The organism is Streptomyces sp. BE20 (assembly GCF_036322525.1).
In the GTDB taxonomy this organism is placed as follows: Bacteria; Actinomycetota; Actinomycetes; order Streptomycetales; family Streptomycetaceae; genus Kitasatospora.
This window is the reverse complement of record NZ_JAQYWW010000904.1, coordinates 277,629-291,405: the sequence shown is the minus strand read 5'-3', so window position 1 is coordinate 291,405 and position 13,777 is coordinate 277,629. Positions and strand designations below refer to the sequence as shown.

The following is a 13,777-nucleotide window of genomic DNA, read 5'->3' as shown; positions in this document are numbered from 1 at the left end:
CTGAAAGTCGCCGGCCCGATCGGTCGCCCGTCACCCGGCGGCCGTCACCCGCCGCCCGGCTGCCGGTGCGCGTCACCCCAGATGGTGGAACCCGGGGCGCGGGTGCATCAGGAACTCGTGGTGGGAGATGTTCCAGGCGTACGCCCCGGCCATGTCGAACAGCACCCGGTCGCCCGTCCGGAGCCGGGCCGCGGCCGGGGCGGCGTGCGCGAGGACGTCCTTCGGGGTGCAGAGCTGACCGGCCAGGGTGGCGCGCCCGCCCGTGACGGCGGGGCGTGGCCAGGCGTGCGGCCAGGCGTCGACCGGCAGGACGGTGAACGGCTGGTCGTGACCCCGGGTGGCGGGGGTGCGCAGGTGATGGGTGCCGCCCCGGACGAGTGCGAAGTCCTCGCCGTGGCTCCGCTTCACGTCCAGCACCTCGGTCGCGTACCAGCCGCAGTACGCGGTGAGCGCCCGGCCGGGCTCGATCCGCAGCGTCAACCCGGGGTGCCGGTCGAGCAGCTTGCCGAGGCCCTCGCCGAACGCCGTCCAGTCGAAGCGGGCGGCCGGGTCGGCATAGTCGACGGTCATGCCGCCGCCCACGTTGACCTCGTCCAGGGGGAACGCGTGCCGCTCCGCGAGCCGTGCCGACCAGCCGACGATCCGCCCGGCCAGGGCCAGCTGTTCGGCGGCCGCGAGCCCGCTCGCCAGATGGGCGTGCACGCCGCGCAGCCGCAGGCGGCGGCGGACCGGACCGAGCGGGCCGAGCGGGTCGGTGAGGAGGCGGACGCAGGCTTCGGCGCGGTCCGGGTCCAGCCCGAACGGTGTCGGGCGGCCACCCATCGCCAGCGCCGCCGAGCCCAGCGAGCCCGCGCCGACCGGCAGGTTCACCCGCAGCAGCACGTCCACCGAGGCGTCCGGCCGGTCGCCGAGCACGACGGCGAGCCGCCGCAGCTCCTGTTCGCTCTCGACGTGCCAGCGGTGCACGCCCGCGTCGACGGCGGCGGCGATCTCGTCGGGCGTCTTGCCAGGCCCGCCGAACGCCAGCGGGGCGTCCGGCACCGAGGCCCGGACATGCGCCAACTCGCCCGCGCTGGAAACCTCGTAGCCGTCCACCGTGGCCCGCAGCGCGGCCAGCACCGGAGCGTCCGGATTGGCCTTGGCCGCGTAGTACAGCTCGACCCGTTCGGGCAGTGCGGCCCGGACTCCGGCGGCGTGCGTCCGCAGCTCCGCCAGGTCGTAGACGTAGCAGGGAAGTCGGTCGGCGGCCAGGTCGGCGACGTGGCGGCGGACGCGCTCGGTGGCGGTCATCGGGTCCTTCCGGCGGGGACGGGCGAGCCCTGGGCGGGGTTCGGGACGCGGCCCGCCTCCGCGAGGACGGAGCGGGCCAGCGGCGAGGGCAGCCGGACGTACCCGGCCTCGCGGTCGCGCCTGCGTTCCCAGCGGGTCAGCAGGTTGGCCTTGGCGGGCAGCGGCACGCCGGCCAGCAGTGCGCGCAGCCGGGGCGGCCGCCCGTGGACGGCGGCGTACTCCTCCAGGACGCGGCGGACGGCGTCCCAGAGCGCTCCCTCCGCCTCCGGGTGCAGATCGGCGAGCGCGGCGAGCAGCTCGGCGACGTGGTTGACCAGCAGGCAGTAGACCACCCGGTCCCAGCCCCGCGAGGCGTCGTACGCCATCGGGCCGGCCACCTCGGGCGGCAGGGCGGCGAGCGGCGCCGCGTGGTGGTCGGGCACGAGCTTGGTGCCCTCCAGGTCGCGGAAGAGCACCTGGACGGGCCGCCCGGTCGGGTCCACGCCGATCAGGACGTTCTGCAGGTGAGGTTCCAGGACCACGCCGTGGTCGAAGTAGGCGGCGAGCACCGGGGGGACGAGCAGCCGCAGGTAGGCCGTCCACCAGTCCAGCGCCCGGCCGGCGTCCGCGGAGCCCCCGAGCAGCCGGGAGACGTGCGCCGAACTGGTCGGGTACTCGTCGGCCACGGCGGCGGCCAGCAGCGGGGTGACGCCGGGGCGCAGCAGTCCGCCGAACCCGTCGCGGACGATCAGGCCGAACCCCTCGTACAGCGACGGGTCGGGCCGGCCGTCGGCGCCGGGCAGGGCGAGCGTGCGGAACGCGGGTTCGCGGAGCATCACCGCGTCCGGGAAGCGGGTGGCGAGGTCGGCCAGGGCCGGGGCCAGCAGCCGGGTCAGGGCGACGGCTCCGGCCAGCTCGTAGGCGGCGTTCTTGCGCAGGCAGTTGGTGATCCGGACGTTGAGGCTGAACTTGAGGAACGCGTCCGCGCCGTAGAGGGTGCGGACGGAGGCGGTGGCGGCGAACGGCGCGCCGCCGGGGCCGAGGTCGAGGACGTCGCCGCGCCGCAGTGCGCCCGACAGCAGCGGGTGGTCGCCGACGAGTCGGTGCTGCCAGGGGTGGGCGGGCAGCAGCCGGTAGCCGTCCGGGGCGTCGCCGAGCCCGTCCAGCAGGGCGGTGGCGGCCGGGTCGGTGGACGACCCGGCGAGCAGGTCCTCCCGGACGGCGAGGTGGCGCAGCCGGAACACCGCCCGGGCCTCCGGCGCGTAGGCCCGCCAGTCACCGCTCTCCGCGGAGCGGGACTTGGGGGCCGGGTGGAAGCGGTGCCCGAAGAGCAGGGCCTGCTCGGACTCCAGGTAGCGGTCCGGTCCGGGGGCGGGTCGGTCGGACAGCCCGGCGGTGACCGCCCGGTGGCTGGAGGTCAGCTGGTCGAGGAACTCGTCGTTGACCGTGCCGGTCCGCAGCTCCAGCTCGCCCTGGACGCACCCGGCGAGGTCGAGCCAGTCCAACGCGCGCCAGCCGTCGGCGTGTTCCTCCTCGACCGGACCGGTGAACCGGTGTGCTCCGAGCAGGGAGGTGCGGCGCAGTGCCACGCGCAGTAACGTGCCGCGCCGGGGCAGGCGGACCAGCAGACGGCCGCCGGCGACGGCGGTCTGGTGTTCCGGTGCGGAGACCTCGCGCAGCAGGCAGTTGAGCAGGGTGTGGGCCACCGCGTGGTCGGCGGTGGGCATTTCGTCGGTCATGGGCGACTCCAACGCTGGCGGAAGGGGAGGGCTGGTGCGGCAACGGCCACGGCGTCACCCCGGGCAGCGGGATCGAGGGCGCCGGCCGTCCGCCCGGGTGTCCGGCCCCTCCGACCGGCCGGCGTCGCGGCCGGGGCGCCGGGGCGGCGGGCCGTCATCTGCCGCTGTCCCGTGGGGGCGGGAAGCTCTGCGGAAGAAGGTAGTTGGGGCCGGTGGTGTAGTGCTTGTTGATGTCGGCGGCGCCCGACCGCTGCTTGCTGAGCAGGGTGCCCGCGGTGACCATCGCCTTGACCGGAAGTCGCTCGGCGTCCAGCAGGGCGGCGCGCAGCGGTCGGCCCGCGGGGCCGATCCGGTCGATGGCGTCGGTCAGCCGTCGGCGCAACAGGGCCAGCAGTGAGCCGAGTTCGGCGCGACCGTGGGCGGCGAGCCCGAAGGCGAGGGAGCCCGTGCAGAGGTGGGCGGTGATGGTGGTGAACAGGTCGGTGAGCGGCCCGTCGTCGGCGGCCCGGATCCTCGCGTCGTCGAACTCCGCGGCTGCGGAACCGGGTTCGCCGGCGGCGGCGAACCGGGCGGTGAGCCGGCCGGTATGGACCCGCGGGCCGTCGTCGTCCTTGAAGAGCAGGCGCAGACCGCCGTCCTCGTCGAGGACGAGGGAGATGTTCTGCTGGTGGGATTCGAGGGCGATGCCGTACCCGAAGAGGGTGGTCTGCCAGTCGAGCAGCAGGTCCAGCAGCGCGTCGTAGAGGGCGACGGGGTCGCCGCCGAAGAAACGGTCCGCGAGGTGGTCGACGACGAGGCGTCCGCCGCGCGGACCGGACGGGGCGCCGGACGGTTTGCCGGCCGGTCTGCCGGCCGGGGCGCCCGGAGCGGGCGCGAGCAGGGCGGCGAGCGGGACGGTCACCGACCGGTCCAGCCCGGCCGGGTAGCGGCGGAGCAGCACGGCGAGCAGTTCGTGGCCGGCGTGTGCCCAGGTCTGTTCGTCCGTGTGCAGGATCCGGTCGGCGAAACGGGGTTCGGCTGCCAGCACGGCCTCGAACAGCCGCTGGCCGGCGGCGCCGTCGAGCAGCGTGCCGGGCTTGATGGTCCGGCGGTTGAGCCGGCCGAGCGTGGCGGTGGCGAGCGGGAGCTTGAGGTGGTGGGCGGGGTCGTCGGCGACGGCGACGGTCCGCATCGAGAGCGTGGGCACGACGGTCAGGTACGGCCGGTCCGCGAGGACGGCACGGTCCGCCAGACCGGTGGCGCGCAGGGCCTCGTCCAGGGAGGCTCCGACGGTGAGCGGGTGGACCGGGAGGGTCTCCCAGGCCCGGTCGCCGCCGGGCAGGTCGAGCCCGAGCCAGCTCGGGGTGGGCCACCAGCTGGGCAGCGGCCGGTCGCCGTGTCGGACGAGCGTGCCGGCCGGCAGGGCGAGCCAGCGCAGCTCGAAGGCCGCGTGGAACTCCGGTGCGTGGGCGCGCAGCTGGGCGTCGCCGAGGCCGGCGCGACCGCGTGCGGTCGGGTAGACGGGGTGGTCGAGGTAGGCGGCGAGGGTGTCGTGGCCGAGCGCGGCGGCGGGCCCGGTCCAGTGGGCCGGGTCGGCGCCGTACAGGTCGGTGAGGGCGGTGTGGACGTCGTCCCGGACCCGTTCGTGCAGCTCCATCGTGGCGAGGGTCTGCCGGCACTCCTCGGCGAAGGCGGCCCAGCCGGGCCGGTCCTCGGCGCCGGCGAGGTCGGAGAGCGCGGCCAGGATGTCCGCCAGCCCGTCGATCGGGCGGCCGTCGAGGGAGAGCAGGGGCAGCCTGGCCGCGTACTCGCTCTGGAAGCCCTCGGCGGTGACCGGCACGGCCAGGACGGCCGGAGGTGCCTGTGGGGCTTGCGGGGCTTGTGGGGCCTGTTGGATTTGGGGCTCGGCGGGCCGGGAGGCCACCAGCCACGGGCCGTCCGCGCGGTGCTCCACCTCGCCGTGGGTGCGGAGCCCCAGCACGTCCTCGCGCAGCAGCGCGGAGAGCACCCGGAGGGCGAGCCGGTCGGCGACCGGCAGGTCGGCGTCCGCGGGACGGGCAGGCCCGGGGCGGTCGGCCGCACAGTGCCCGGTGGAACGGTGCCCGGGCGCGCCGTGGGCGTGCGGGTGGCGTCCGGCTGCGGCGGCCTCGTGCGGGGGGAGCTCGCTCACGGGGTGATCTCCCAGCGGTTGGCGGCCACGAAGCGGGCCACGGCGGTGTCGACGGCGGCCCGGTCGGGGCCGATCGCCCAGATCACGCCCAGGTAGTCCCGGTTGGTGCGGTAGTGCTCGTGCCGCTCGCCGACCGCGCGCAGCGGTCGGTAGGCGAGCCGGACGCCGTCCCGCCGCTCGTCGGACGGCCCGGGCGCGGCGGTGAGGGTGCCGGCCCGGTCGGCGCAGACCGGTTCGTTGCGGCCGCGCAGGGCGGTGGCGGCGCACTGCTCACCGAGGTCGGCGGGGAGTTCACGGCCGAGGTGGACGGCGAGGATGTGTTCGAACAGGGCGATACCGAGGAGCTCGGCCAGCATGAGATCGCAGTGGTCCCCGATGGCACGGTAGTTGACCTCGATGATACGGGCGCGGCCGTCCGGCTGGACGACGAACTCGGTGTGGCAGGCGCCGAGGCCGACACCGAGGGCGTCGAGCTGGGCGAGTACCTGGGCGACCACGGCCGGCGGGTGCGCGGGCACGAACTCCAGCATCTCCTCGACGAAGTGCGGGGGAGGGGAGATCCTCGTCCGGAACCCGCCGAGGACGTGCCGTCGCCGTCCGTCGCCGAGCGTCTCCAGCGTGCACAGCTGCCCGTCCAGGAACTCTTCGACGACCAGGGCCGCGTCCGTCCGGCGGCGCCGGACCTCCTCGCAGCGCCGCACCAGCTCGTCGCCGTCGGCGACCAGTGAGACGTCCTCGCTGGCGACCCCCTCGCGCGGCTTGACGACCAGGGGGAAGGGCAGATCCAACTCACCCAGGCCGGACGGGTCCTGGCCGGGGGCGAGTTCGACCGAACGAACGGTGTCCAGGCCGGAGGCGGCGAGGTGGCGCCGCAGCTCGCCCTTGTTCTTGGCCCGGAGCGTGGCCTTCCAGTCCTTGGCCGGCAGCCCGAAGTACTCGGCGACCAAGGCGGTCTGGGTCTGCAGGTGGTCGCTGTTGCTGAAGACCGCGAACGCCGCGTCCGGGCCGCCGGAGGCGTCGGCCGGGTCGGACGACCGGTGCCGGGAGATCAGCCCCACCACCTCGCGGAAGTCCCGGACCTCGCACTCCAGCACCTCGGCGGCGCACTCCAGGTCTTCGTAGGCGAGCCGGTGGGGTTCGGCCCGGTCCGTGAGCACGGTGACGGGGAGCCCGAGCCGGGCGGCGGCCGGGAGGAATCCCAGGGTCACCGAGTCGGTGGGGTTGAGGGCGAGCAGGTAGAGCCGCATGGCGACGCGGGGTCCTCTCCGGTTGGTGGGGAGCGGGCGGCGGGGTGGGCGCGATGTCGTCCGGCCCCGGACGGAGGTGCGGTACTCGGTCGAACTGATGCCGATGCCGATGCCGATGTCCGTGGCCTCGGGGAGGTCGCCGCGCACCGCCCCGGCGACCCGGACGCCGGCGCCGGACGTCCTGGCCTCGTCCCGGCATGGTGGACACTTCGCCGTCAGGAGTCCAGGTCCTCCGGAGCGGGGTGCCCCGGTTCGGCAGGATCCCGCCGGTCCCGGCCGGGCGCGGTACCGGTCGCCGGGTCGAGGGGCGCCCGAGGAGCGCGAACCACCGTCATGATGCGTGCCCGGCTGCCGTGCTGAGGTCTCGTCACGACGGCGAGCGCCGTGGTGGGAGGAGCAGTCCGTGAGCCCGGTGCGACGCCGGGTGCGACGCCCGGCAGGAGCGTGCCGGGCCCGGCGGCCGGCGGCAGCGGAAGCCGGGCCGGCAGGGGGCGCGGCGCCGCCGGAGCCTCGCGAGCGGACGCCTGCGGATCGGTGGTGGGCACGGGGCGAGATATTAGGTTAGGTAAGCCTAATCGCGTCAAATCCTGATCAGGTCGGTCCATACCGCGCACCTCGGCCCGGGGTGGCGCGAATGTGCTGCTGAGTGCCTATAAGGTTAGCCTCACCTAAAGCGATCTCGGGAGTGCCGATGATCTTCTCGGGGACATCCGCGCCTGCCGCCATCGCCTGCGCCCGGAACCCGCTGGACGCCGCCTACCAAAGGCTGTTGAACCTCTGCCCTGCGCTCCGGGTCCGGCTGCTCGCAGCCGGCGAACCCACCCCGGCCCGCGCCCAGGGCTGGTACTCGGCCGCCGAGCTGGCGACCGATCCGGCCGCCCTCGCCGACGCGCTCGACGGTGAGGCCGCCCGGATCGCCCCGCTCGCCGCCGAGCGCGGCGCCACGGCCCCGCGTCCGCACGTGGCCGCCTCCCGGCTGCTGCACCACTACCTCTGGTCGGTCTGCGTGCTGATCGCCGGGCCCTGGCAGCTGGCCCGCCGGGTGCCGTCGATCCGCGGCACGGACCTCTGGCTGCACGCTCCCACCGGAGACCTGGTCCTCAGGCCGCGCGCCCACGTGACCCTTGAGGGAGAGGACGAGCTCCGCGCGGAACTGCGGGCCGCCGTCGTCGGCCACGTCGAACCGCTGCTCGCCGCCTTCGCCGCTCCCACCCGGCGCGGCACCAGGGCCCTGTGGGGCATGGTCACCGACGACCTCGCCTCGGCGATCTGGTACCTCGGGCGCATGCTCGACGCGGAGCCCCCGACCGGGGTCGTCGCTGCGGATCCCGCCGCTTCCGGGCACTCGCTGTCCGGGCACCCCGTCTCCGAGGCGGGCTCTGCGGCCGCCCCCGCGGACGTCGTTCCTGCGGTCGTCGCCCCCGCGGTCGTCGCCCCCGTGGGCATCGGCCCGGGCGAGGCCACCGCGGTGGCGGCGGCCGGGGCCGTCCTGCCCGGCCGGACCGAACCGCTCCCCGGTGCCGCCGACTTCCGTCTCCTGCGGGGCGCCGACGGTCGGGCCCATCACACCCGCACCCGTCTCGGCTGCTGCCTCTACTACGCGATCGAGCCCGGCAACGCCTGCCTCACCTGCCCGCGCACCTCCGACGAGGAACGGCTGCGCAGACTCTGACGAGCCCTGCGGCGCGGCGGGTACGCTCCCGCACATGATCGACTCCACCACCCACGTCCGCGTCGCCCGCCCGTCCGGGGACCTCGCCGCCGCCGAGCGCTTCTACGTCGAGGGCCTCGGCCTCGCCGTCCTGTGGCGCAGCACCGAGCGGGTCGCCGGTGAGCACGACCTCCTGATGGTCGGGCCGTCCGGTGGCGGCTGGCACTTCGAGCTCACCCGTGACCCCGACCACCCGGTGGAGCCGACCCCCACCGTCGACGACCTGTTCGTCGTCTACCTCGGTGCGCCGGTGGAGCCCGCCCTCCTCGACCGCCTCCGGTCCCACGGCGGCACCGTCGTCCCCGCCCACAACCCCTACTGGGACGAGTTCGGGGTCACCGTCACCGATCCCGACGGATACCGCCTCGTCCTCTGCACCCGCGGCTGGGCGTCCTGAACCCGCCTGCCCGTGACCGCGGGGCCGGAGTCCCGCTGCGTGCGCGGGCGGCCACCTGCGGCCCGACGCCGGTGTCCGGTGGCGGGTCGGCGACAGGTCGGCAACTGCGTGGACGAATCGTCCCGGGTCCCCGATACTCTGCGGGCCGGACCGCCGAGAGCCGAGGAGAACCGAACGTGACGACGATCGCCGTGCGCAGCAGCTCCGTTGACGTCCCGACCGCCGACGGCGTCGCCGACGCCTACCTCTCCCACCCCGACGACGGGCAGGCCCACCCGGGCGTCCTGCTGTACATGAACGCGTTCGGGCTGCGGCCCGTCCTGGAGGCGATGGCGGACCGGCTCGCCGCCCAGGGGTACACCGTGCTGGTGCCCAACGTGTTCTACCGACTTGGGCGCGCGCCGCTCGTCCGACTGCCCGAGCCGCCCGAGCTGATCAGCACCCGGACCGACCCGACGCTCTTCGAGCGCCTCGGCCCGATGATGGACTCGCTGACCGCGGAACTCTTCGCCCGAGACGCCGACGCCTACCTGCGGTGGCTCGCCGACTCGCCGGCGGCGACGGACGGGCCGGTCGGCATCACGGGCTACTGCCTGGGCGCGAAGCTCGCGCTGCAGACCGCCGCCGCCCGCCCCGAGCGGGTGGCGGCGGCGGCCGGCTTCCACGGGGGCCTGCTCGCCACGGCGGAGCCGGACAGCCCGCACCTGCTCGCCGGACTGGTCCGCGCCGAGCTGTACTTCGGCCACGCCGACCAGGACGAGTCACTGCCGGTGGAGCAGATCGACCTGCTGGCGAAGGCGCTCACCGAGGCCGGCGTCCGCCACACCTGCGAGGTCTACGAGGGCGCGCCGCACGGCTTCACCCAGTCCGACACCGCCTCCTACCGTCCCGAGGCCGACGCCCGGCACTGGGCGGCCCTGCTCGCCCTGCTGAAGCGCTCGCTCTGACCGGTTCCGCGGAACCTCAGGGAGCGAGCTGTTCGAGGCGCCTGAAGTCGTCGTCGAGCAACACTCGTTCTTCGTCGGTGAGTTCGGCGGCAGTGGCCCGGGCCCGGGCGGTGAGGCCGGCGGCGGCCGCGGTGTCCGCCGTGCGGTGGGCCAGGTCGGTGCGCAGCACGAGGAGGCGGAACAGCGTGGCGGGCGGGGGCTGTTCGTCCTCCTTCTCCAGGGCCCGGTCCAGGATACGTGCGGCCGCGGTCAGGTCCTCCTTGGAGTCGGCGAGCAGGGCCGCGTGGTACAGCGCCTTGGCGAACGGCTCTTCGGGGGAGGGGCGGTGGCTCTGGTCGTCATCGATCGGCTGCACGATCCGCAGGCAGTTGCCGCCCGGGTCGGTCATCAGGAACTGCCGGACCCCGTGCGACGTGTCGCCGACCGGGCCGATCCGCGGCAGGCCCCGGATCGGTACCCGGCCGTAGGCGGACTTGAGGCCCGCCCGGAAGGCGCCGTGCAGCTCGTCCACGTCGTCGGTGCAGACCAGGCAGGTGCTGTGGGAGGCGGCCGGGTCGTACTGCTTCATGCCGAAGAAGTGCAGCTGGACGCCGCCGCGTACGACGACGGCATAGGGGTTGGGGCTCTTCTGGTGGAAGGTCACCTCGAAGCCGAGGGCGGTGTAGAACTCCAGCACGGGCGGGAGGGTCTGGCAGGGCAGGATCGGAATTGTCGTCTCAGCCATGGTCGCGGACTCTACGCGGCTCCCGCCTCCGGCGCACATGGCGATCCGCAGGCGCGGCAAGGGGGTTGTGCTACGCGGTCCGGAGCCGTTTGGCCATCACGAGCTCCCGGGTGACGCCGTCGGGGAGCAGTCCGCCGGGCGCGCCGGTGGGGGCGAACCCGTGGCGCCGGTACAGCGCGACGGCGGCGTCGTTGCCCGGAATCACGGCGAGGCGCAGGGACGTGGACCCCGCGCGCCGGGCCCACTCCTCGACCGCCGCGATCAGGCGGTCTCCGACCCCCTGTCCCCGCGCCGCGGGTCCGACCCAGACCGACCGCAGCTCGCCGACGCGCTCGTCCGTTCCGTCTCCGCCCGTGCCCGCTCCGTGGTCTCCGCCGTCCGGCCCGGGCAGTCCGCAGGCCAGCCCGACGGGCCGGCCGTCGTCCCGCACGGCCACGACGTGCACGGCGTCCGGCCGGTCGAACCGGGCCCGCCACCGCGCCTCTCCACCGTGGTGCCAGTCGGCGGACCGCACCCGGAAGGCGTGCGGGGCGTCGGCCTGCGCTGCGAGCCGGGCGTCCCGCCAGACCGGCCAGTCGGCAGGGTCGGCGGGGGTGAGGACGCGGAGATCGGCCATGGTGGCAGTCTGACCGCCGGAGGCGGGGCGGTCCACAGTGCGAGGGGTGTGTCGAGGGCCGTGGTCGGAGCCGGTCGTGGGGCAACCCGCCGGAGCGCGACGGCCTCGGCCCCGACGGGCCGGTGGCGGGGTCGTGGACGGCCGGCCCGTCCCGTACGAGGCGGTGACCGAAGGAAGAACTCCTGGTGCGGTGACGGTGCGGGAGCCTCCGGCCGGTCCTGCGCGGAGCGGCCGGTCGCTGCTGCTGAGGGCCGCCGATCCGCAGCGGTCGACGGCGAACCGGACCCGTCGTGCCGGGCGGTACCGGTCGGGGCCGTCGTTGTCGGCGCGCCGGTCGGCCGCCAGGTTCCCGGGGAAGCCGTCGGCCGCGTCGGCGCGGAGGGGCGCGGAGGGCTGCCGGACGGGACCGTTTCCGGCGTCCAAGGGAGCTGTCGGTGGTGCGTGCAAGGATCGCGGCCATGACCGAGCAGACCTTCGACTGGCGGCTCTTCCTCACCCGTTGGAGCGAGGAGTGGGCCGACGTGCACACCGACCCGACGGGCCGTCAGCCCGGCGGGGAGGACGCCGGGCGCCCGCACCGGCTGGGCTTCGACCCGGCGCCGGAGGAGCGCATCGCGGCGATGGAGGAGGAGCTGGGCTGCGCGCTGCCGCCGTCGTACCGGGAGTTCCTCGCCGTCAGCGACGGGTGGCGGCACGCGGGGGGCTTCGTCTACCGCCTCGCCGGCACCGACGAGGCGCGCTGGCACCTGGACGGCCACGCGATCAGCGAGTACTGGGGGGAGGACGGGCTGGCGGGGATGTGGGAGCGTGCCCTCCAACTGGACGTCGAGTCCGACCTGGTGCTCGTCCTGCTCGATCCGGAGGACCGGGACGCCGACGGGGAGTGGGCGGCGTACTCCTTCGCCTCGTGGCGGGCGGCCCCGCCGGAGCGGTTCGGCTCGTTCCGCGCGTTCATGGAGGCGATGTACCGGGAGTTCCACCGGTCCGCGACGAATGACCACGGCGAGGCGTTCCGCAACGCCACCACCCGTGAGCAGGACGCCCGGGTCGAGGCGGCCCGGCTGGACGCGCTGGCCGGGGCGTCCGAACGGGCGGAGGCGGCGCTGGCCGAGGCCGCCGAGTTCGGTCGGCCGCGCGCCGTCGGAATGTACGGCCAGCTGCGCCGTCTCCGGGGACTGTCGGGCCACGGGGCGTTCGGCGCGCTGCCGCACGATTCCCGGCTCCTCGGTGAGGTGGTGGCGGTCCTCGCGGCCGACCATGTGCGGTCGGGCCGCGACGACGCGTCCTGGGGGCGCCTGACCGGGATCCTCGCCGAGGGCCTGCGGGGCGAAGCCGACGCGGTGCTCCGGCGGGTCCGGGAGCGCACCTTCCGCTACACCGCGCCCGGTCCGTTCGGCGAGGCCGTCGAGCGGGCGCGGGAGCAGGCCCGCTGGGGCGGGACGGAGGCCGCCTGGCGGACGCTGCGCGCGGCACTGCCGCAGTGGACGCCGGTCGCGCCGGACCACCTGGCGCCCGTCGGGCTGCTCGCCGACCCGCTGCTCGGACCGCTGCTCACCCCGGAGCGCGGTCACGAGCTCCTGGGCATACCGAGGGGCGGCGCAGCCGTACCCCGGCCGACGCCGGTCGCGGCAGCGGACGGGCCGGACGGGGCGGACCTGCCGGAGGAGGCCGACGGGCTCGCCTGGCTGGCGGCGGAGCCGACGTCGGGCGGGCGTCCCGAGCCCTACCGCTTCGTGCTGGTCGAGGGCGTCGCGCCGGACGCGCTGCCCGTCGTCGTCGCCGCGGACGAGGCCGCTCGGCTCGACCCGCCGACGAGTCGCCGGGAGCCCGCCGTCCGTCGACCGGCGGGCGGCGGGTTGGTGGCGTTGGACGGGTCGGAGCCCGCCGTGGTCGGCCGCGCGGGTGACGCCGCCACTCCCTGGAGCTTCGCCTTCGACCTGCGACCGTCCCGGTTCGACGTGGATCGCTTCACCTCCCCGGCCGCAGCCGTCTCGGGCCGGACCGGGGGGCGCGTGGTCGCGGTCTTCGTCGCGCCGCAGGAGCGGTTCTTCCACCTGTCGGTGGCCGGGGGCGGGGAGGAGCGTTACGCGTTCACCGCCCGGGGGACGGCCGTCGACCGCACCGGGCGGGAGGCGGTCCCGGCGGCGCTCGACCCGGACGGGCACTTCGGTCCGGACCGTCACGGGCGGCAGGGCGAGTGCGAGGTCCTCGCCGCCCTCGCCGTCGAGTTCGGTGTGAGCCTGCCCCGGTTCGCCCTCACCGAGGGGCGGCTGCACACCTTCGCCAACCCGTCCTGGGCGCCCCCGCCGCCGGGGCCGGGTGAGCCCTACCTCACGATGGCGCTCCTCGAACCCCGGTCGTCGGAGGCGCCCTGACGACGCCGTTCCTCCCACTCGGCCCGGAGCATGCCGAACAGCAACCGGTCGTACCGCTCGCCGCCCAGCAGCACCGCACCGCGGCGGCGCCCCTCCTCGCGGAAGCCGAGGCGGGTGAACGACCGGGCGGCGCGCTCGTTGCCGCTCCAGGTGTCCAGCTCCATCCGGTGCAGCGGGTAGGCACCGAACAGGTGGTCCACCAGCAGCCCCAGCGCCTCCGAGCCGTACCCGCGTCCCCAGAACTCCTGTTCACCGATGGCGATCCCGACCTCGGCGACCCCCTCGTACGGGTCGAGGCCCCGGTAGTCGACCAGGCCGATGGCACGGCCACCGGCCGTCTCCTCGACGGTGAACATGGCGGCCTCGCGCGGGTTCAGCCGCAGGATACGGCCGAAGCGGTCCGCCAGCGCCTCGGCGGTGGTCGGCCCGAACAGCGGGTCCCCGGCCGCCGCCCAGCGCACCACCTCCGGGTCGTTGCGCCACCGGAGCTGGTGCTCCGCGTCCTCCGCGCGCAGGGCGCGCAGCCTTACGGCCTTACCTTCGATCATGATCGGATGGTAGGCCCGTAAGGCTGCGCGGACACCGTGGTTTCCGCAGCCGTTC

At 75.3% G+C, this 13,777-nt stretch carries 11 protein-coding genes; 4 read left to right on the top strand and 7 right to left on the bottom strand.

Annotated elements, in window-relative coordinates; genetic code table 11:
• Positions 1–72 precede the first annotated feature (72 nt).
• The 4 genes from PUR61_RS20705 to PUR61_RS20690 form a co-directional block, all read right to left on the bottom strand.
• Positions 73–1,290 carry a type III PLP-dependent enzyme gene (locus tag PUR61_RS20705; protein ID WP_329880588.1) on the bottom strand — a complete coding sequence of 406 codons (1,218 nt, stop codon included), beginning with the start codon at positions 1,288–1,290 and terminating at the stop codon, positions 73–75.
• Entirely contained in the window at positions 1,287–3,008 is a 1,722-nt protein-coding gene (locus tag PUR61_RS20700) for an IucA/IucC family protein (RefSeq protein WP_329880586.1), read from the bottom strand. The genes PUR61_RS20705 and PUR61_RS20700 overlap by 4 nt, the downstream gene beginning before the upstream one ends.
• A gap of 154 nt (positions 3,009–3,162) precedes the next feature.
• Entirely contained in the window at positions 3,163–5,157 is a 1,995-nt protein-coding gene (locus tag PUR61_RS20695) for an IucA/IucC family protein (RefSeq protein WP_443035203.1), read from the bottom strand.
• Positions 5,154–6,404, bottom strand: coding sequence for an ATP-grasp domain-containing protein (locus PUR61_RS20690; RefSeq protein ID WP_329880660.1), 1,251 nt, complete (start codon positions 6,402–6,404; stop codon positions 5,154–5,156). The genes PUR61_RS20695 and PUR61_RS20690 overlap by 4 nt, the downstream gene beginning before the upstream one ends.
• Positions 6,405–7,095: 691 nt before the next feature.
• On the opposite strand from PUR61_RS20690, the gene PUR61_RS20685 reads away from it, so the two are divergent.
• From PUR61_RS20685 to PUR61_RS20675, 3 genes are all read left to right on the top strand, one after another.
• On the top strand, positions 7,096–8,076 hold the full coding sequence (locus PUR61_RS20685; protein ID WP_329880584.1) for a (2Fe-2S)-binding protein: 981 nt from the start codon (positions 7,096–7,098) through the stop codon (positions 8,074–8,076).
• 34 nt (positions 8,077–8,110) lie between these two features.
• Entirely contained in the window at positions 8,111–8,512 is a 402-nt protein-coding gene (locus PUR61_RS20680) for a VOC family protein (RefSeq protein WP_329880582.1), read from the top strand.
• Positions 8,513–8,688: 176 nt separating this feature from the next.
• Entirely contained in the window at positions 8,689–9,459 is a 771-nt protein-coding gene (locus PUR61_RS20675; RefSeq protein ID WP_329880580.1) for a dienelactone hydrolase family protein, read from the top strand.
• A 16-nt stretch (positions 9,460–9,475) separates the two neighbouring features.
• On the opposite strand, the gene PUR61_RS20670 is transcribed toward PUR61_RS20675, so the two are convergent.
• Both PUR61_RS20670 and PUR61_RS20665 read right to left on the bottom strand, forming a co-directional pair.
• Positions 9,476–10,183, bottom strand: a complete 708-nt coding sequence (locus PUR61_RS20670; RefSeq protein WP_329880578.1) for a bleomycin resistance protein — start codon at positions 10,181–10,183, stop codon at positions 9,476–9,478.
• Positions 10,184–10,253: 70 nt separating this feature from the next.
• Positions 10,254–10,799, bottom strand: coding sequence for a GNAT family N-acetyltransferase (locus PUR61_RS20665; RefSeq protein WP_329880576.1), 546 nt, complete (start codon positions 10,797–10,799; stop codon positions 10,254–10,256).
• A gap of 458 nt (positions 10,800–11,257) precedes the next feature.
• Between PUR61_RS20665 and PUR61_RS20660 the strand changes: the two genes are divergently transcribed.
• A complete protein-coding gene (locus PUR61_RS20660; protein WP_329880574.1) occupies positions 11,258–13,174 on the top strand; it encodes an SMI1/KNR4 family protein in 1,917 nt (638 codons plus the stop codon).
• Here PUR61_RS20660 and PUR61_RS20655 read toward each other — a convergent pair.
• Positions 13,126–13,722, bottom strand: a complete 597-nt coding sequence (locus PUR61_RS20655; protein ID WP_329880572.1) for a GNAT family N-acetyltransferase — start codon at positions 13,720–13,722, stop codon at positions 13,126–13,128. The two genes, PUR61_RS20660 and PUR61_RS20655, sit on opposite strands and share 49 nt — an antisense overlap.
• Positions 13,723–13,777: the final 55 nt, after the last annotated feature.

Coding starts and splice junctions, on each gene's coding strand:
- PUR61_RS20705 (WP_329880588.1), bottom strand. CDS start 1,290: ATGACCGCCACCGAGCGCGTCCGCCGCCACGTCGCCGACCTGGCCGCC.
- PUR61_RS20700 (WP_329880586.1), bottom strand. CDS start 3,008: ATGACCGACGAAATGCCCACCGCCGACCACGCGGTGGCCCACACCCTG.
- PUR61_RS20690 (WP_329880660.1), bottom strand. CDS start 6,404: ATGCGGCTCTACCTGCTCGCCCTCAACCCCACCGACTCGGTGACCCTG.
- PUR61_RS20685 (WP_329880584.1), top strand. CDS start 7,096: ATGATCTTCTCGGGGACATCCGCGCCTGCCGCCATCGCCTGCGCCCGG.
- PUR61_RS20680 (WP_329880582.1), top strand. CDS start 8,111: ATGATCGACTCCACCACCCACGTCCGCGTCGCCCGCCCGTCCGGGGAC.
- PUR61_RS20670 (WP_329880578.1), bottom strand. CDS start 10,183: ATGGCTGAGACGACAATTCCGATCCTGCCCTGCCAGACCCTCCCGCCC.
- PUR61_RS20665 (WP_329880576.1), bottom strand. CDS start 10,799: ATGGCCGATCTCCGCGTCCTCACCCCCGCCGACCCTGCCGACTGGCCG.
- PUR61_RS20660 (WP_329880574.1), top strand. CDS start 11,258: ATGACCGAGCAGACCTTCGACTGGCGGCTCTTCCTCACCCGTTGGAGC.
- PUR61_RS20655 (WP_329880572.1), bottom strand. CDS start 13,722: ATGATCGAAGGTAAGGCCGTAAGGCTGCGCGCCCTGCGCGCGGAGGAC.